Consider the following 20,006-nt stretch of genomic DNA (forward strand, 5'->3'; position numbering starts at 1 on the left):
ACCGCCTCTCTACTTATTCACTAATTCGCTTACCTAACTTATAGTCAGTTCAAAATACCTTAGCAACTTAATAGCACTATCACAAAAAACCTTTATAACAATGCACGTACGTCTTTTTTAAGTTGTTTGAGTCTTTCTTGATACTCGCTATGACTGCTATCAAATGTACTCAGTCGTCCATAGCGTAACTGACGGTAGTTTTGCCTAATTTCAATAAGCTTTGTTTGAATAACGATTGGGTCGCTACTATCTGTTAGCTGACTCGTAGCAGAGTGAGCATTGTTATCCTGACGGCTATCAATAGCTGATGCCAAACGTTCCAACCAAGCTAGCTGCCCTTCATTATCATTGCGAGCTAATAACTTATCATGCTTGGCAACACGTTTTGAGAGCTGAGCAAGAGGTAGGTCTGCTGGGTGCCAACGTTTGCGGCGGCGATACCAAATGACAAAAACTAAGACAACCATAACGGAAACCGCACTGGTGGCTAACCAAATAATTTGCTGCATGATTGAGCTGATATTGAACCATTTGAGTAGCGAGTCGGCCTGTTTGTCTTGGTCATAGCCGACTACGTCTTTTTGCCAGTAGTAGCTCGCTTGGTCTGATAGTCGGCGTAGCGTTTGTAGCATTTGATACTGCTGATAGCTGATTTGCGCACTGGCACCATTGCCAAACATAGCCGCCCCTTGCTGCTGGGTCATAGTATTCATACCTTGCTCTACTCGCTCAGGCGCCACAAAGGCTGTCGGATCCACACGTACCCAGCCTTGGCCCTCAAGCCAAACCTCCGTCCATGCGTGCGCATCCATTTGCCGCACTTCCCATACGTTACCATTGCGACTCGGCTCACCGCCTTGATAGCCGGCTACTACTCGTGCAGGAATACCAGCGGCGCGTAGCATAAAGGTAAAGCTTGACGAATAATGCTCACAGAACCCTGCTTTGGTTTCAAATAAAAACTCATCAATACGATTGGTATTGAGCCGTGGTGGCGACAACGTATAGCGAAACTCTGTCCGATTGATCCATTGCTCGATAGCCGCTATGTAGCGCACAGGGTCTGAACCTGACTGCTTAAATAATTGCTTAGCAAGCGCGCGTGCTTGAGGGTTACCTTCGTTAGGCAAGGCAAGATTTTCACGTCTTGATGCCTCTGTCAGAACTGGATCAATACGCATCTGTGCGAACTGCAACACATCATAGCGAAGTTGCTGGGTAACAGGTTGACCCTTTGATAAGGTAAATTCAGAGGTAGTATTGATATCTGGCTGCTGTGAGAACGGATAATCAAGACCAAATAGCCAATTTTGCTGAGTGGGTTCTAAGATAACCTTGTAATTGACAGGTGCCGCCCTTGATTCGTCAGGTACAGTAGCAAAGGCATTCTGAATCCATGCAGGTGCTTGCAATCTCGACGACCATTGATCCCTTTGATGGGCTGGGCGCCATGTGACGCCATCGAAATCACTAAATACCAAACCGCGCCAATACAACTGCTGTTGCGGTGGACGCTCATCAGCAAACTCTACCCGAAAGGCCAGCTCAGTTGACTGCCCTAAATTGGCAAAATCACCAGGAGACATACTATCAGAGACACCTGTGGTTGCTTGCTGACCGGAGAGCTGTACGGACCACAGCGGTGGCAGTCTCGGAAAAAACAAAAATAGCACCACCAATAATGGTAACGCGCCAACCCCTAACACACCCAATGTCCGCAAGCGTCCATCACCGTTAGCATTGCTATCATCATTAAGCGCAATAAATGCTAGCAATACAACGACTGCTCCAACGATCACTTCTAAAGTAGTCAGTAAACCTTGGTCCATCAAAAACAATGCCGCAAGCACGAAAAATGATAAATTCAACACCACATAGGCATCGCGGCGCTTATATAGCTCCCATAGCTTACTAACTAAGCATAGCACCAAAAATGCCACACCCATATCGAGCCCAAATGCTGTATTGTAGGTTAGCCACAGACCTAATAGCCCCAGCAGAAAGCCTAGCATTTGCATACTTTGATAAATACGCTTTAGGTGCGATAGTTTTTTGAATTTAGCTTTAATATGAGGCAATTGAGCGGCGATACTGACGGCGGCAAATCCTATCAGCCATAATGGCAAATGTGCGGCATGCGGTAACACAACGACGACTTGAGCAATTAATACCCAATAATAAGCTGGCAGTGCAAATAACTTACGATACCATTTAGCGTCATTTCGCTCAGGTTGAAACGAGACTTTTTGAGCTAAAGCCAACTGCTCAAAGCTAGCACTATTTGTAGCATCGAGCGCAGAATACTCTGTGGACAGTGTATCAACATGAGCAGAAGATGAGCGTTTAGAGTTGATCATGGTGCTTTCGCAAGCCTTAGCAAGCATGCTTGCGCAAAGGGTTCCCCGTTACCCATCTCCGCAGTAGCAGGAGTATCACTAGGTAAACGCATCTGAAACGGCACGCCTAGCTGACCCAGCGTCAATGCCCCATAAGCCAATTGTGCAAGTTTTTGCTCGTGATGTGCAGCTGGCATATCTGCATAATCAAGCGTTTGCTCATGACCGACCGGATCAGCGAAGTGCTTGGTCAGCATACCTTGTCCCCGCGCTACATGCCCCCAAGAGACTCGGGCCAATGATTCACCCTCGATATAGTTATCTAATCGCTCAAAGTCGTCCTGACCCTGTCTATACTGTCCACCTGTTGGTAAGTCCTCTAAGCTTGCGATTGCATATTTTGCTTGCCAGTCAAAGACTTCAGGCTTTGGATATACCCAAGCTGTACGCGCAAAGTAGACATAAGACCATGCACGCATGATACCTAAGGGATAAACTGTTTTTATTTTTAACCGCGGTAGTTCAAGTTGGCCACGGTTGTAGGTCTGGACAGGCAGTCGAATGACTTGCTCGCCTTGTAGCCGTGTGATAAGCACTGAACTTTGCGCGTTTATGCCATTTTTGGTTTTCTTATTGGTTATCTGCTCAAATTCAAATAGCAACTGGCGCCTTGGTTGGCGACTATCACTATTCAATTGTAGTGTAATCCAAACAGGCAAGCCAGCTTCTGTCATAGTGACTTCTAGCAGACGCACTTGCAGACCAGATATATGAGCAAAAGTAACATGAAAACTAATTAGCCAAATACTGACCAGATAAAAGCACAAACCAAGCACTAAGTTGTTGCCATAGTTAATACCCGCGATAAAGGTAATTACTAACAATACGGCGAATAGCATTCCTTCACGACTAAAGAAAATATAGACATTACGCACATTAAGCGTAGCACTATCACTTTTAGGTGCGCGCGAGGCAAACCAGCGGCTCAGAGCTGATTTTATTGGTGCGGTTAAGGCCTTTGGTAACAAGCTCATGACTACCTTATTATTACCATCTGATTGACAATGTTGTCATCATTTGTATTTATATCATCTGACTGACAAACAAACTCACGAATAGAACGATATAGTTGATTCAGGACAATTCGAATACAAGAAAAGCGAGCGAAAATACCGTAAATAGTGAACTGAGTGACTTTGATATTTTTTCTAAGTTATATAGATTTGACTACGTGTAGAACTATATTTCAGCGATGTAGTTAATCAATAGGGTCAAATAGTCTGCCAGCTGCTAAGCAACGACTGACACTTCTGCTAGGATACGTTGGGCGATGGTTTTTGTTGCTTGTCCACCAGTCACATGCGCGGGTACGAAACGCTGACCGAGGCGATGATCAGTGACCGCAGCAAAAACCGCTTGGATATCCTCAGGGGTCACTTCCATATATCCCGATACATAGGCATGCGCTTGGGCAGCACGTTGTAGCGACAACACACCGCGAGGGGATAAGCCATGATACTCTTGGCTTGCGCGAGTTTTTGCAACTAGTCTTTGCAAGTAATCCAGTACTGTATCTGCTACATAAACCTGCCTAACACCCTGCTGAGCCAGTAGTACAGCTTCAGTATCAAGTACCGTATTCAAGTCTTTGAGTAGCTCGCGACGATCTTTACCTTTTAGCAGCTCACGCTCTGCGGTAGGCGATGGATAACCCAACGATAAACATAACAAGAATCTGTCTAACTGCGACTCTGGGAGCGGATAGACACCTGCTTGTTGCAACGGATTTTGGGTGGCAATGACAAAGAAAGGTTGCGGCAAAGGATAAGTCTGGCCATCTTGCGTGACTTGGCGCTCCTCCATCGCTTCAAGTAGCGCACTCTGTGTTTTAGGACTGGAACGGTTGATTTCATCAGCAAGTAATAACTGTGTAAAGATAGGGCCCGAACGAAACTCAAACTGCTGTTTACTTTGGTCGTAGATGCTCATACCTAAAATATCAGCAGGCAACATATCATTGGTAAATTGCACTCGACTGAAGCTCAAACCTAACAGCTGTGCCAAGCCCTGTGCCAAAGTCGTCTTACCCATACCAGGCAAGTCCTGCAATAACAAATGACCACCTGCTAAGATGCAACTGAGTGCTAGCCTAACTGCTTGCGGCTTGTCCAATACAATCTGATTTAATTGCGCTAACAGCTGTGCAATTTGCTGCTGATTGCGTTGAAAATTAGCCGTACTAGGTATGGACTGGCTAAACGGTTTCGCTGTTTTCTGAGAGATGGATAATGATCTATCGTTAGCTGCATGGGTCATAGTAGGTTGTTGGCTCATTTTTTAGGTCATAACGATGATAAGTCAAATGTCAGTTCACATCATCTGTAACGGTTGGTGCATCAGCACGGAGCGTAGATAAATAAGCAATGATATCGGCACGCTCTTTCGCATCTGGCATCGGATCAGACAACATTTTAGAATCTGGCATGGCTTTTTGGGCATCTGCAATATATGGATCGAGTGTCTCTGCATCCCATATCCAACCTGAATCTTCTAGCCCTTTGCTGTAGGTATAATCTTTTAACTCGGCAGCTGGCGCACCATATATATTCATTAACTGTGGGCCTTTTTTATTCAGACCTGCATTACGTTGGTGACATTGACCGCAAGCATCTTTATAAATTATCGAACCGTTGTCCGCATCGCCATCGGTATATAAAGGCAAGGTCACAGGAGCACGGTGGTCAGGTGGCTTTTTCTCACAAGCTGCGAGTAACAGAACAGCAGCCAAAAGGCTGCTCAGTTGATATCTACTGATAAGGGACATTTTTAGCAATCTTTGATTAAGGAATATTATCGCCATGACATAAACGATATGACGTATTGGCCTTTTAACTCGCTACCTTTATTGTGCTACTAGGCTCTTCTAAATAATACCCTTGCAAATAGCGTGCGCCCACACTCCAAGCGACTGACATCGTTGCTGCATCTTCTATATAAGGCATAAGCACATCGACTTTAATATTATTAGTACGTGTGATAAGAGACTTGACCGTTTCTAGATTTTCTGCTGAACCAATATCTTGGATATAACTGCGCGCCAAGCGTACCATATCAGGCTGGACAAAATTGGCAATTTCAATAGATTTGACAGAAGAGCCAAAATTATTGATACCTAGTTGACAGTTAACATCGTTAAGCGCGGAAAATTGAGATTTGGCGACGGTTAAGTGATCAGAGATATCTATTTCATTGAACTGGAGTGTCAATACACCAGCTGCGCCGCCTACCGCTTTTATCAATTGACTGGCCACTATCGGCAGTTTTTTATCAACCAGTGAAGCATTGGTTAATTGTACTAACAATTTAGCTTCAGGATGAACTTTACGGACGTCATTGATTTTCTTACAGGCATTGATAAGCACCCATCGATCAATCTTTTCTAAAAGTTGATGTTTTTTAGCCACCGCCATAAATTGATCAGGGGTTAATACCGTATTGTCAGCATCTGAAAGCGGTAACCGTAGATACACTTCAAAAAAGTCGCTACGATCGTTATTGATGTCATATATTGGCTGAAATGATAGCTCAAAGCGGTTATTAGTAATGGCATCCACTAATGACTCAGCAAGTGCATGATCATCGCTATTAGCATGTTCGCTTGGGTCATATATACGGTAAGAACCACCACTATTAGAAGTCTCTACCATGATTTGGCTGATAGCATCCATGGCGCGTTCTAATATAATGACAGGCTCTACCGTATTTTTTTCAATTTTGACAATAGCAATACTAACTGTTGTATTGGTTGTACGTTTATCAACTTCAATAAACATACCCTTTATAGACGAACCGATATGCGCAGCAAGCTCTTCAATATCACTCGTCGTCTTGTTTTTTACTAAAATCGTGAAGGCGGTATCGCTAAAACGACTTACATGCCCATCAGGTACTAGCTCAGTTAATGTGTGGGCAACTTGCTTGACCGTTGTATCTATTCCTTGTAGACCCAAGCTACTTCTTATTTTTCCTACATTATCAACCTGCACATATAGCAGGGCTGCGGTTATTAGTCCTTGGGACGCCTGCTGATGTATTGCTATCATCTGATCTTCAAAACCGCGACGATTATCTAGGCCAGTTAAATTATCTTTACGTTCAGCTTCCGCTAAACGCTTGGCAACCTCTGCACTATTATTACTATTCTGCTGAATAATAATCTGAATGACTGGCTCGCCCTCTAACGTGGCTGATGCTAATTGTAGTTTCGCTTCAAAAGTACTGCCATCTGTCCGTACACTTTCAAAATTAAACTCAACGTCTTGGCGACTGCCTTTGTCAAACTGACGTAAAAACTGTTTAAACCCTTGAACATTATCTCTACCTGAAATCAGGTCAATAATAGGCACGCCTACCACTTCATTCATCGATTTAAAGCCGAATAGCTGAAGATAGGGCTCATTAGCAAATATATGAATACCCTCGTCTATATAAGCGACCGCGCTCTTAGAGTTCTTAATCAATACATTGGCGCGTTGTTCTGCTTCAGAAAGCACTTGACGTAAGGTTTTTAGCTCACGACGACTGCGCAAACTACTATGCTGTAGACAAATAGCCATTACCACTGGCATTTCTTGATTCATTTCAAGCGCTTTGACCATCGTGCCACTAATCACAGTCGGTAGCTCATACTCATTGTAGGCAGTCGACGCTATCTCTTCATTCGTTAAACAGATCATTGGCAGATCGATATTTTGCTCTTGTACGATGCTCACCACATCTGTAAAGCTCATATTATAAGCTTTGCCAAATACCAGTACATCCCACGGTTGGCGCAGAAGTTTCAATAGCTCTTCTTTATCGTCCAAAAACCCCAAATTCACACTATCATAATAAGGACTCAATAACTGAACAAGACGTTCAGCATAGAGCTGATCGTCATTGATCACCAATAAATTTAAAAGAGATTGAGAGCGCATAAGGAGCCTTTTAGTCGTACGTAGTGTTATCTATTATTTTATTACTTTACATCTTTGTCTAAAACTAACCTAGCACACAAAAGACGCTAGCGTTAATACTCTTTGCATCCTATCAGTATAGACTGAGCTTTCACCATGATAATTATTTTATAGTTAGAGATATCATAAAAATCAGAGTAACAATATTTATCATTATAGACAATAATTAGACCAACTGCAGATTAACTTATGCCCTTTGTCGCCTACTATATTACTGGCGACAATCTGTATAAATTCTTCGTTATGGCCTGAAACTCCTGTCACATCTAAGCATCCCTAAGCGCTATAACTGAGCCACCTCATATTGACTAAACTTATCAGTCATCATTAGCCTGCGACCTAATCGTAGGGAGGTTTGTTTATTACCAATACGCATGACGACTCTATCATCAGCTTGAAAGTAAGAAGGTGGTACGATTAGTGTGCCAGTCGTCTGTAGCTGTTCATCTTTACCGAGAATAAATGCTGGTACAAAATGATGACTTCGCGTTTTACTGCCTTCCAAACGTAATCCACATGCCACAATTTTATGCCCGAGTATCTGCCATTCTACTTCTGGATTTTTAGTATCGACATTGAACCAGCGTACCACCCCTATTGACCAATTAGGCTGTTCTGTATTTTCAGTTCCATAGACTAAAATCAGGCTCATGATGTGTAAAGGCTGAGGTGCTGTCTTAGAAAGGTCAGGGACAATTTTTTCTACAATAAGCCCTTCTTTATTGAGAATGTTTTTGTCGGCAACATTCTTATTGAGATCACCAGCTTTTGGCAATAAATGCAGTCTGCGATATGCTGAAGAACTGTCATGGTCATCAAATGTCTCAATGTTTATAACGCTACTGCGGCCACGCTCGCTATCAAATGTATCGTATAAGGGTCTGTCTTCTTCTCGTAGATGTTTTATAGCGATTAAATTGGCAAAAGTTTTTGAATGACCTACATGGTAGTGTATATCATGAAAATTGGTGATTAACTTTGCCTGATGTTTGCTAGTATATTTGGTTGGCAAGGTAAGTGGCGGCTGTAAATAACGATAGCTGATGGTCATCGAAATAGCATTAAGCAGACTATATTCGGCTGTGTTGCCTTCATCGATAAAGGCTTCTTTACGTGACTCAAAATATTCAACAATCGGTGTCAGTTCTATAAATAGACAGTCATGACGATCTTCATAGGGGTTGATATGAGAGTTGACGGTCAGATAGCTTGGTGGATTGTTACTATTAAGATCAACAAAAACTTTTGTCTCGGTGGCGGGCTCCATTGTCGCGACCATGTGTTTAGCCCAGTCAGGCAATAGACGCTGTACAAGCAAGATATTCGGGCGCCTCATAGCACGCAAATTTAACAAGTGATGCAAACAGATTTGGCAATATAGCTGATGAATGCTGTTTGTTTGTTGTGTGACGGTATGTAGGCTCAAATCAATATCAGTCACTTTTCTCTGATGAGCCAGATAGTACAACCGATTGACTTTAGACCACAGGTAATCTGATGGCTTTCGATAGCACAGTGTATCTTCTGCTAATAGTTTTTGGTACCTTAATAGTGATTGATAAATCGCAATAGCAAGCGTGCTATCAGGTTTAGTTTCAGCACCAAAAAAACGCTGCCAACCTTTACCAGAAGATTGGTTTGAGGAGGCTTCAGACAACTGCGTCTCACGACGTATGACTTTGTCGTAAACCATAATAATTAAATAATGTAGCGATTGCATTTGAGCGATATAAGACATCTGATCCTGACTAAGCGCACCTGTCTCATAGATATAGTGCTGCCTAAAAGCTGCAATCAGTCGGTCTGAGGCATCAATGACTGTTGCCATCAATTTAAGACGCTGTTGTTCATCCATATTGGATTCACGTAATACTGTCAGTAGACTCTCTAAATGCTCTGTTTGCTGCTCTTGGGTAAGCGTAGGTAGCGTTGCCAACATCTTTAACAAGTAACGCTCTTGACCATTTACTGAGCGATTAGATAGCGGAGGTAGTGGATCTGTAGAATCTAAATGCTCTTGAAACATTGATAACGTTATCATCAGTATCTTTACTCTCTATTAGTCACTCTGAGGCAATCAGTAATATGCAGCAGTACAAATACATGTATGGCCTAAAAAATGTTTGTTAAGCTCGACTATAGAAAAGTGATGATATCTATTTATTGTGAGCCTAAGTCTAGCAGTACGCTCTGACAATACCTACATACTGGCAAAATCTTATATCTAAAGTGGTATACTTTTTAATTAACTTACATACTGACAGTCTATATTCTTTTCCAATCATATATCTATTTATACTTAGAAAAAAGCATAAATACTAGATTTTAGTTTTTAAAGATACTATCCGCATCTTTTTTAAAAGCCGCTCTTTGTTTACTAATTATCTTAAATTGACATAGTGCCCTACATTAGCTATTGCTGTAAATATCAATCGGCACTTTAAAAGGTCTATTCGGTAACTCTCTGACCAACTTAGGGACGAGATAACCTGGCAATGATGCTAGCAATGACCAATAAAGCTCAATCGCTGCTTGCTCACTACTATCGAAATGCGCTGCGCCAGCCACTTTGTCCAACACATGCAAATAATATGGTAGCACGCCAGAAGTAAACAAACGCTGACTAAGCTGCACTTGCGCGTCAAGAGTATCGTTAATACCTTTTAACAACACGGCTTGGTTTAATAGTGTAATTCCAGCTGCTCTCGCACGTTGCAAGTATTCAGCGGTTGGTGCATCTAGCTCATTGGCATGATTACAGTGAATAACCATTACAATATGGCAGCGACTCTGAGACAGCTTTTCTAACAATGCAGCGTCCAAGCGTGCAGGTATCACCAATGGTAAACGCGTATGCAATCGAATGGTAGTAATCTGCGGAAGAGACTCCAAAGTATCTAACCATGAAAACAAACGTCTATTGGTCACATTTAGTGGATCACCACCACTCAAAATTACCTCATTGACCTCAGGATTCGCATTAATATAGTTAATGATATTTTCTTTTGCATCAGCAGTCGGCATATTGGCACTATAGTCAAAATGCTGACGAAAGCAGTAACGGCAGTGAATAGCACACGCGCCTGTAATCGTTAACAACACTCTTGATTGATATTTATGGAGCAAGCCTTTTACAGGATTTTGAGTGTTTTCGCTTAGCGGATCTGCTACGTAGCCTGTGACGTTAATTTGCTCTTGCTGGTCTGGCAACACTTGTTTAAGCAAGGGATCATTACGGTCGCCAATAGCCATTTTTGTCACAAAGCCACGCGGCACACGCAGTTCAAAATGCTTAGGTACGTAAACTTCTGCACGCATTGATTCAAGCTGTAGGATACTCAATAGCTCATCAACAGATGTAATAGCTTCCGATAATTGCGTTTGCCAGTTTTTTTGTGTGATTAAATGGTTTATCATGACAGCCTATTACCTGTGCCCAAAATCCGATATTATACGCCCTTAGTGTCTAGCCTATCAAAGTATCCTCGTTAATCCGTAAATACTTGGCATAACAGAAAATTTTGGTACAGTCAGCCCTATGTCTTACTATTACATTTACAACCCCTAGGAGTTTCTTGTGGCAAGTTTTTCTACTAATGAATTTAAAGCTGGTCTAAAAGTGATGCTTGATGGCAACCCTTGTGCCATTCTTGAAAACGAGTTTGTCAAACCTGGTAAAGGTCAAGCCTTCAACCGTGTTAAGTTGCGCAATCTTCGTAGTGGCAAAGTACTGGAACAAACTTTCAAATCAGGTGACAGCTTAGAAGCTGCTGATGTGATGGATACTGAAATGAACTATCTATACAACGATGGCGAGTTTTGGCATTTTATGCATCCTGAGAGCTTTGAGCAGATTCAAGCGGACAAAAACGCAATGAGTGACTCAATCAAGTGGTTAAAAGAAAACAGCAATGCTCTATGTACCATTACGTTATTTAATGGTGCTCCTCTGTCAGTCACGCCGCCTAACTTCGTTGAGTTAGAAATCACAGAAACAGATCCTGGCGTACGCGGCGATACTTCAGGCGGTGGTGGCAAACCTGCTAAATTAGAGACAGGTGCCGTTGTACGTGTACCATTATTTGTGCAACAAGGTGAAGTGGTTCGTGTCGATACGCGTACTGGCGACTACCAAACTCGCGTGAACTAATATCGCTCTAAACATGACTGGTAGTTGATATTTACTGATATCTTTATCATCAATAAAAAAGCTTAACCACCATATAGGCGGTTAAGCTTTTTTTATATTTACCGATCATAGTTATATTAAGATGCTAATCAAAGGCACTGATACTAATATCTAGTAAGTTACTCTTCTTCCAATGATTGCTTTTGTATCAGCCAATACTGCACTAAGGCATTCAACTGCTCCTGCTTAAAAGGTTTGGTGCAATAATCCTGCATGCCAACTTTTAGATATTTCTCCCGCTCGCCGTCCATTGCATTGGCAGTCAGGGCAATAATAGGCGGCAACGCTTGAGGATCATATAGTTCATGCAATTTAATAGTTGCCTGTACTCCATCCATAATCGGCATATGATGATCCATCAATATCACATCATAACGATCAGGGAATAAAGCAAAAGCCTCAATTGCTTGCTGCCCATCCGTAACATGGGTGACGGTATGACCACTGCTGGTTAGTGATTTCTTGGCTATAATCGCATTGACAGCATCATCCTCGACTAACAAGATATGGCCAGACCGCTCATGCGTAGGTTCAATCATAGTCGTATCGTGAGAGTCTTGCCATGTTTCATACTTGTTTTCATCAATAGTAGTCAGCGGTAATAAAACACTAAATGTCGTACCAACCCCTACTTCACTATTTACATGTATATGACCACCCATCAAATCGACTAAGGACTTACAAACAGACAGTCCAAGTCCAGTACCACCGTAAATACGATGAGTAAACTTATTCGCTTGGTCATAAGCGTCAAATATCGCCTCTAACGACTCTTCTTTAATACCAACACCCGTATCTTTCACTTCTATACACAAAGTCATGTTCTGACCAGTTTTATTGCATTCTATTTTGCTTGCTTCTTTTTCTTGACTCGTATTCACGAATTTTTCATCAATGTTATCTGGACAGTAGCAGTTGTCCATATGTTTGACATCGATGCTTACTTGACCACCTTCACGCGTGAACTTAATCGCATTATTGACCAAGTTTGCGATAATCTGCTTCAGACGTACAGGATCGCCGTTTACATAAGGTGATAGTGTTTCAGTATAATGATAATCTAAAGTTACGCCTCTTTGACGTGCCTTAATCGCAAATAAACTGACGACTTCATTACATAAACTAGATAAATTCAATGGAATAGAATCAATCGTCATTTTTCCAGACTCAACCTTCGATAAGTCCAAAATACCATTAATGATGACCATCAAATGTTCATTAGAGACTTTGATGTTATCAACATAGTCACGCTGTTCGCTACTGAGTTCGGTATCGCCTAACATCTCTACCATACCGATAATACCATTCATCGGTGTACGAATCTCATGACTCATATTGGCCAAAAAGCTCGATTTCATCTCATTAGCACGCTTAGCATCACGTTGTTTATCTTGTAATTTCAACGCATCTGCGGCCATCATTGCAAACTGCGCCAATATCTTTTCTTGTTGGCTGCTAAAACTCTGATGTGGCTCAGTATCCATAAGACATAATGTACCTAGACGATACCTTTTGTTGTCTTCATTTAAGATAATAGGTGCACCAACATAAAATCTTAAATATGGAGAACCTGTGACCATCGGACTTTGGCTAAAACGACTATCCCTAAAGGTGTCTAACACGATTAATACATCATCAGACAATATTGTATAATTACAAAAAGCCGTGTTACGTGGCCCTTTGCTTACAGCCTCATCTTCACTATCGAATTGACAGGCTGGCTTTAAATATTGTGTTTCCTCATCCATGAAAGTAATGGTAACCACAGGCACATCAAAAAATAGCTTTACGAGTTCAACTAGCCGATCAAACGCAGGCTCCTCATCTTCATTGAGTACCTGATACTTTCTTAGCTTATTGATACGCTCTATTTCATCTACCGCGACAGGGTAGCTCTGCTGAGGTGAGTTAGATATAGACAAGGTAAACTCCATTAAATAATATCAGACGTATGAGTTACGACTCGTCTGTCTTATTAATAATTGTAATGCTTCACTCACCATAATCATCGCCACCACTGACGTAACGACCACTGCTGAGCCATAACCACCGCACTGCAGACCACCTGTTTGACAGCTTTTATCTAAAATTGGCGGCTCTGTCGAATAAACACATTTAATACCAAATTTTTCTTTTAAAGCACTATTAATGCCTTTCTCGTGGCGTAACTTGTTGCGTAACTTTGCAAGTAGTGGGTCTTGATAACAGTCACGCAAATCACTTACTCTAATCTGACTTGGATCTATCTTACCACCTGCACCGCCCGCACAGACCAACTTTAGTTTATTAAAACGACAGTGTAAAGCGATTGCTAGTTTCGCATTCATATCGTCTACACAGTCTAAAATAACAATCGGTCTACCCTGAGCAGTAGCGGATTTGACCGCTTCCCGACTTGGTAAGAGTGTGGCGACATTATCTACTGTCAAAAAGTCATCGACTAAATTCAAGGTTACTGTGGGATTAATCTCTCTAATACGAGTTGCCATTGCTTCAATTTTACTTTGTCCAAACGTGCTGTCTAGTGCAGGCAATTGGCGATTGACATTAGACGCAACCAATACGTCCAAATCAATCAGCGTAATTGTTCCCACTGCTGTCCGAGCCAGTGCCTCTGCTGCCCAAGAGCCCACTCCTCCTACACCAATAATGTAGACATGAGCTGCCGAAAAAGTATCAACCGCAGAGGTACCATATAGTGTCCGTGTACCTTGAAAACGACGATCGTACTGCTCATCTTGTTGGCGCGATTCGTCTTGTGCAAGACTGTCTTCGACGGATTTTGGTTGTTCAAATTGTCGCGTGTCACTCATAACAGATCAAATTCTCTTTTCAAATATTTTGGTTGTCATTTATACGGCTCATACTTTTTAGCTTCTAATTACAACGATGCTTTTCTTATAAATAGCATAGTCACACTGAATAAGCCCAGTCTACTTCCAGAGCATCACAGCTATTTTGCCACAATTGCTTAGCAAGTTTATCATGTGGTATTTCTAATAGTTCACTCAAGCTTGCTAATACCCATGGCAGGTTGGCTGGTATATTTCTATTATGTGAATGTGTGTCATCCGATGTCTGACACATAATAGGTGTCATATCTGGACAATCCGTCTCAATGACCAAGCATTCGATGCCATGACTCTCAACTGCTACTTGAATAGCACGGCGCAGTTTTTTGGCGTTCGGATTGGTAATCTGTCCCGTAACACCCAGCTTAAACCCTAATTTTACAAAAGCCTTCGCCTCTTGCTCGCCACCGCTAAAGCTATGGGCAATACCACCTAATTTATGCGCGTCGTATTTATGTGCTTTTAATATTGCAAGTACTTCGGCATGCGCTTTACGAATATGCAGCATCACTGGCAGTCGATGGGCCACTGCTATATCCAACTGCACCGCAAAGAATCTTTTTTGTTTAGCAAATATCTTAGGCTGCTTCATCGCATCGGTAAAGGTATCTAGTCCAATCTCACCGATAGCTAACGGACGACGCTCTATCACCATTTGCTCAAGTTGTATTAAATGGTCATCGGTATGTTGCTCAATATAAAAAGGATGTAAACCTAGCGCGATATGGGCTACAACATCGCATTTCTCTTGGTTGTTTGCCTTTGTCACAGATGGCGGCGACATTTTGGTGATGAAGTCTTGAATATCATACATTCGATTAAAATACTCGTATAGATAGCCGACTAGCACTAAATGACGGATACCTTGACTATAAGCTTGCTCTACCTGCTGTATTCGGTCAGGATCAAATATAGGAGCGTCAAAATGTGTATGCGTATCTATAAGAGAATAGACATTTTTTAAAACTTCTCTAGCATCTGTTCTCTCAGCCATGGTCACTGATTTGTTGCCACACATTAATAAACTCCAAAACTGACTTTTCAAAAGATAAAGTTAAGTAATACTGCTATAAACGCATTATTGAGCTTCTATTTTTTAATTACTAACTTCTATTTATTAGCTGCATTCTAACGAGCATCATTGATATCATTACCCTTAGATACGGTATCATGGTTATTTACTATCTTCGTATTGTCCTTTCGACTACTGCGCCTAGGGATGAGTAATAGCGCAGTTGCAGCCACACTTAGTAAAAGCCATTTTTTCGTATTTTTATAATCTGTCATCTTAGTTTCTGATTTACTATAGTGAAAAACATGATACGTAACTCATTATTTTATTAGTAACTAATATACCCAAATATAAAAGCGTCTATGTTTATCTGTGTTATGAATACGCAAGCTAATGTACGATGTAACTATTATCTATCACATCGTACATTAATTTATGTCAGTTAAATCATATTAACCGTTATATATACGGCTAATATTTTAACGATTAAGAGGATAGGTCGTGATACCGCTATTAGGATTATCTACTCTCGTAAAACCTTGCGAAGTAGATTTTGGCGCTTGATCACGTTTAGGGATAAGGGGATTGAGCGGCATGAGCTCGTAATCTGCACTGACATTACCATTCCAACCTTCAGTGCCGCTCAATGGTAATTGCTTAATCGTACCGTTTTTATCAATGACCAGCTGCAACACTCTCATTTGATTGAATTTGCGTTCAGTCACACTCGCTACCGCGCCACCATCACGTAAAATAGTCGGCTGTAAAAAGATAATCAAATTGCTCTTTTGGGTGCTGTCGTTATCAGAACGAAAAAGTCTACCGATAACAGGAACATTGCCCAACCCAGGAACTTTCTGTTGACGTGTAGTGGTGTTGTCACGCATCAGGCCGCCCAAGGCAATCGTCTGCTGATCATCCGCTAGAATGGTCGTATTAATAAGGCTTTTATTGGTAATTAGCCCACTGGCATTACCCGTACTGCCTGGTACGACTGACGAAACTTCTTGCGACACTTCTAATCGTACTGTGCCATTATCACCAATGTGGGGAATGACGTTCAAATTAATACCAATGTCTTGGCGATCAATTGTCTGAAATGGGTTGTTTGAATTGTTGCCACTAGTGGTAAAAGAACCTGTGACAAAAGGTACGTTTTGACCAACTAAGATACTGGCTTTTTCATTATCCAATGTCAAAATCGATGGCATGGACAATAGATTAGCACTGGTAGATGAGTCAAGCGCCTGTAAAATAGCACCATAAAATTCTGTATTGCCCTGACTGTCTTTGCGACTGTCTCCAATTCCTATCAGTGCACCTGCAATAGAGCTGGCTGCAGCGCTAATACCTGCCGTACTTGTCCCTGCTAAAGCGGCAGCTGCAAGCGTCGTTGCGCTGGCTCCCACATTGTTAAAGTTGACCACTCCATAGCCACTATTAGCGTTACCTAGCGCCCACTGAACACCTAGCTGAGTAGCATCATCGCCTGACACTTCAACAATAGCGGCTTGAATCAATACTTGTGCGCGGCGACTGTCTAATTGGTTGACCGCGTCTTCAATCTCAAACATTAGCTCAGGTGCGGCATTGACGATAACGGCATTTTGAGTTTCATCAGCAATAATACTAAAAGGACGACCGCCCACTCCTGTGCTTGTTCCACTTGTGCTGCTAGTCGACACAGCAGCTGCACTGCTACCTAGGATATCGCTAGCTGCATTATTAATTGCAGCGCCTGTGCTACTTGCATCATTTAGCGAAGCTGATTCTAATGTCGAGGTCGCGCCAGCACTATTGATAGATTGATTAGCGAGTAAGCCGCGTAACATATCGGCGATATGACCAGCACTAGCATACTTTAAACGAAAGACACGTAAACCACTTAAACGTCTGGTCGGCGTAGTATCCAATTGATTGACCATTTCTTGGACTTTAGCAATCATTTCAGGACTGCCTTTGACTAACAGTCTATCGCTTGACGTATCAGCAATCACCTTTAGCTGATTGTTGCCACCTTGTGCTTGCCCACTACCCGCACTTGAGACTAAGGCGCTAATCAATTCCATCATACGTTCGGCATCGACGTGGCGTAGTGGTATCACTTGCAAACTGTCATTCACATTGCTGTCTAAATCACGGATAAGGGCTGTCAGTTGGTTAAGGCTGTCTGCTCTATCGGACAATACTAGCGCATTGACACCAGGTACAGCGGCCGCGTGAGCCGACTGCGGCATCAATGGGCGAATAACACCTAATACTTCTGCAGCTTGGGTGTTAGTCAAATAAATAACTCGAGTAGCGAGCGACTCGCCAACACTATCACCGCGTAAATCAACCGCCACACCAGATTGCTTAGCAATATTATCCGGTACCAGTTTTGTCGTCGTTCCTGACTCAATCGCAGCGATACCATTCACTTGCATCACGCTCAGAAATAACTGATAAATCTCATCACGGGACAAGGCTTTGTTAGAGATGACTGTGACATTGCCATTGATACGCGGATCAAGAACAAAGTTTTGATCGGTGATGGTCGCAACTTCATTGATAAAAGCTTTGATATCAGCGTCTTGCAAATTGACTTTCCAGCTCTCAGCATTGGCAAGACCAACACCAGCAGCCCATAAAGGCACTGCTAGACAAAGTGGACGACACAGGCGCATCAAACGCTGCAGGCTACAGTACAAAGGCGTGGCTGAAAAATTCTGAAAACTTACCATATTGATGATTACCTACAGTGATATTGCTTACTATGTGCTGAATTTTTAAGGAGCAATGTTGCTAAAAACCTACCTTGCTAGAACTGCTGGCGAATCGTAATAACTTGCTCACCACGTTGAACCTCTATCTGCGCTTCACCTGCTTGCTGTACTTGCTGAAGTACACCAGCATCTTGCGCAGGGTTATTACCTACGCTCTGTCCGTTGACTGTCAATACCTTATCACCTGGCTCAAGCCCTAAACGATTACGTAGGCCAGCAGGCATCGCCGCTGTGACTTGATAGCTTTCACCTGATGCCATCACCCCCATCCTACTTAAATAACTGGCAGGGTTTTCTTGCAAGGCCGTAACCGCTTCTTCGATAGCCGACTGTGGACTTTTTGAAGTGTCTGCGCCAGTTGTCCCTTCTGTCTCAGGAACAGTGTTTTGTACTGGTTGGGGCGCTGTAGGCAACATGCTATTGTTTGGCAAACGCTGATTGCTTATTCCGCTTGCTAGCATATCACTCTGGTCTAATGGCATCGCCTCTGGCATTTTAATAACGGTTTCTTTATCGTTAGCATCAGCGATAATGACTGAATTCCAATCAACAGCCACGAGCGTATAATCACTGTCCTTTAGTTCATCACCGATGCGGTAATTTTTGACTTCGCCATTGACATTCAATAAGGCGGAAGACATGCTCTCAGGTATGGCTAGTAGTACGCCTTTGAGCTCAATGTTGGGAGGTGGTTGCACGGCTGCGGTAACAGGATCGGGATCAGCAAAGATTGCAAATAAGCCACGATAATCATTGGTGGATTTGGCATTATTCTGTAGAGGCGCTAAAGGCAATGCAGGTGCTAAAGGCGCTGCTAGCAATAACCATAAAAGGCGGGCCGCTGTCCAGCATAGCCAAGCAATGGCTAACAATAACAACCAAGCTGAAAAGCGATTGAGAGTATTGATAACAGGTTTTAGGCTTGCGGCGATATTAAGCATTTAGTTCGCCCCCAAACCAGCTAGCAATGGCTGGCGCACACTGACAACTGGCGTATCTTGAGGGGCTTGTCCCTTGTACTCAGGCATGTTCTCTAGCAAACGCTGCGTCAAACTGACATCGAGCATATTATCGCTATCGAGATACAGATCACCCAAACGCTTATCTTGATTGTTCAATAAATTAACATGCAGCAAATCTCTATTGTTTTTTTGCTCTGTACTAAGCTCAGCTCTTAAAGCAGGCATCGTAATATAAAAAACTTTGCCACCACTAGGATAGCCGACTTCACCACCAACCCAAGTCAATTGGCCATCCGCTGCACTAAATCCGCCAGCGTCCTGAGCAGGCTCACTACTAGATGCCTCACTTTTATCAGACTGGCGCGTTAGCGATACATTATTTACCTGAATAGGGGTATTTGGCAGCTGCCAGTTGACCACACTCGCTAGCGTCTCAGGTGCAATTTTCCCACTCATCTCGTCAACTTGCCATGAGTTTAACCCAAGTTTAACTTGCCCATTCAGACGTGTCTGTGATGAGTGAATGTTGACGTCCGCCCCTAGCTTACCTATGAGTAACTGCCAAGGCTGCCATGACCATTCTGCCATACCTGTGAGCGACGTCGATGACATAGGCAACTGCCAAATAGCAGCACCTTGCCATACATTGCCAGATACATGCTGGACATAAGGCGTATCTGGTGCGTATTTCTCAAGTAACCATGCTGCTGGCATTTGCAACACAGCAAATAGCGCAAACAACACAAACCCCACTAGCCACCAGAGCTTACGGGGACGTTTATGAGAAAACTCAGATACTTGGGCCACAGTCGTACAACTCTTATATAAGACAAAAACGTCATTATCATAACAAACAATGGCATATAGATGACAGA

The 20,006-nt window shown here is 42.6% G+C and carries 14 protein-coding genes; 1 reads left to right on the forward strand and 13 read right to left on the reverse strand.

Features of this window, described 5'->3' with window-relative positions; all coding sequences use genetic code 11:
• Positions 1-92: 92 nt before the first annotated feature.
• From AK824_RS10345 to epmB, 7 genes are all read right to left on the reverse strand, one after another.
• Positions 93-2,357 (reverse strand): transglutaminase TgpA family protein, encoded by a 2,265-nt coding sequence (locus AK824_RS10345; RefSeq protein WP_057761297.1) that lies wholly within the window; start codon positions 2,355-2,357, stop codon positions 93-95.
• Positions 2,354-3,370: a hypothetical protein gene (locus AK824_RS10350; protein WP_057761299.1), complete on the reverse strand. Its 1,017-nt coding sequence runs from the start codon at positions 3,368-3,370 to the stop codon at positions 2,354-2,356. Before AK824_RS10350 ends, AK824_RS10345 begins: the two co-directional genes overlap by 4 nt.
• Positions 3,371-3,626: 256 nt before the next feature.
• The gene (locus tag AK824_RS10355) at positions 3,627-4,670 is read right to left on the reverse strand and encodes an AAA family ATPase (protein WP_227511161.1); all 1,044 of its coding nucleotides are present in this window, start codon (positions 4,668-4,670) and stop codon (positions 3,627-3,629) included.
• 31 nt (positions 4,671-4,701) lie between these two features.
• Positions 4,702-5,160 carry a c-type cytochrome gene (locus AK824_RS10360; protein WP_057761301.1) on the reverse strand — a complete coding sequence of 153 codons (459 nt, stop codon included), beginning with the start codon at positions 5,158-5,160 and terminating at the stop codon, positions 4,702-4,704.
• Between the two features lie 64 nt (positions 5,161-5,224).
• Positions 5,225-7,312, reverse strand: coding sequence for an EAL domain-containing protein (locus AK824_RS10365; RefSeq protein WP_057761303.1), 2,088 nt, complete (start codon positions 7,310-7,312; stop codon positions 5,225-5,227).
• A gap of 322 nt (positions 7,313-7,634) precedes the next feature.
• The gene (locus AK824_RS10370) at positions 7,635-9,392 is read right to left on the reverse strand and encodes a hypothetical protein (protein WP_057761306.1); all 1,758 of its coding nucleotides are present in this window, start codon (positions 9,390-9,392) and stop codon (positions 7,635-7,637) included.
• 368 nt (positions 9,393-9,760) lie between these two features.
• Positions 9,761-10,768, reverse strand: a complete 1,008-nt coding sequence (gene epmB / locus AK824_RS10375) for an EF-P beta-lysylation protein EpmB (protein ID WP_057761308.1) — start codon at positions 10,766-10,768, stop codon at positions 9,761-9,763.
• Between the two features lie 160 nt (positions 10,769-10,928).
• Here epmB and efp point away from each other — a divergent pair, with 160 nt between their 5' ends.
• Positions 10,929-11,501, forward strand: a complete 573-nt coding sequence (gene efp, locus AK824_RS10380) for an elongation factor P (protein ID WP_057761310.1) — start codon at positions 10,929-10,931, stop codon at positions 11,499-11,501.
• A gap of 158 nt (positions 11,502-11,659) precedes the next feature.
• Here the strand turns inward: efp and AK824_RS10385 are convergent, their stop codons facing one another.
• The 6 genes from AK824_RS10385 to gspN form a co-directional block, all read right to left on the reverse strand.
• Entirely contained in the window at positions 11,660-13,462 is a 1,803-nt protein-coding gene (locus tag AK824_RS10385) for a GAF domain-containing hybrid sensor histidine kinase/response regulator (RefSeq protein WP_227511162.1), read from the reverse strand.
• A 21-nt stretch (positions 13,463-13,483) separates the two neighbouring features.
• Complete coding sequence (locus AK824_RS10390; protein ID WP_057761313.1) at positions 13,484-14,353, reverse strand: tRNA threonylcarbamoyladenosine dehydratase; 870 nt, start codon at positions 14,351-14,353, stop codon at positions 13,484-13,486.
• A gap of 100 nt (positions 14,354-14,453) precedes the next feature.
• Positions 14,454-15,386 (reverse strand): TatD family hydrolase, encoded by a 933-nt coding sequence (locus AK824_RS10395; RefSeq protein ID WP_057762598.1) that lies wholly within the window; start codon positions 15,384-15,386, stop codon positions 14,454-14,456.
• A gap of 497 nt (positions 15,387-15,883) precedes the next feature.
• Positions 15,884-18,127, reverse strand: coding sequence for a type II secretion system secretin GspD (gene gspD / locus AK824_RS10400; protein WP_057761315.1), 2,244 nt, complete (start codon positions 18,125-18,127; stop codon positions 15,884-15,886).
• A gap of 77 nt (positions 18,128-18,204) precedes the next feature.
• Positions 18,205-19,110 carry a type II secretion system protein N gene (locus AK824_RS10405; protein WP_057761318.1) on the reverse strand — a complete coding sequence of 302 codons (906 nt, stop codon included), beginning with the start codon at positions 19,108-19,110 and terminating at the stop codon, positions 18,205-18,207.
• Positions 19,111-19,938: a type II secretion system protein N gene (gspN, locus tag AK824_RS10410; RefSeq protein WP_057761320.1), complete on the reverse strand. Its 828-nt coding sequence runs from the start codon at positions 19,936-19,938 to the stop codon at positions 19,111-19,113. It abuts the gene before it with no gap.
• Between the last annotated feature and the right edge of the window lie 68 nt (positions 19,939-20,006).

Origin of the sequence: Psychrobacter sp. P11G3, assembly GCF_001435845.1 — a bacterium.
Taxonomy (GTDB): Bacteria; Pseudomonadota; Gammaproteobacteria; order Pseudomonadales; family Moraxellaceae; genus Psychrobacter.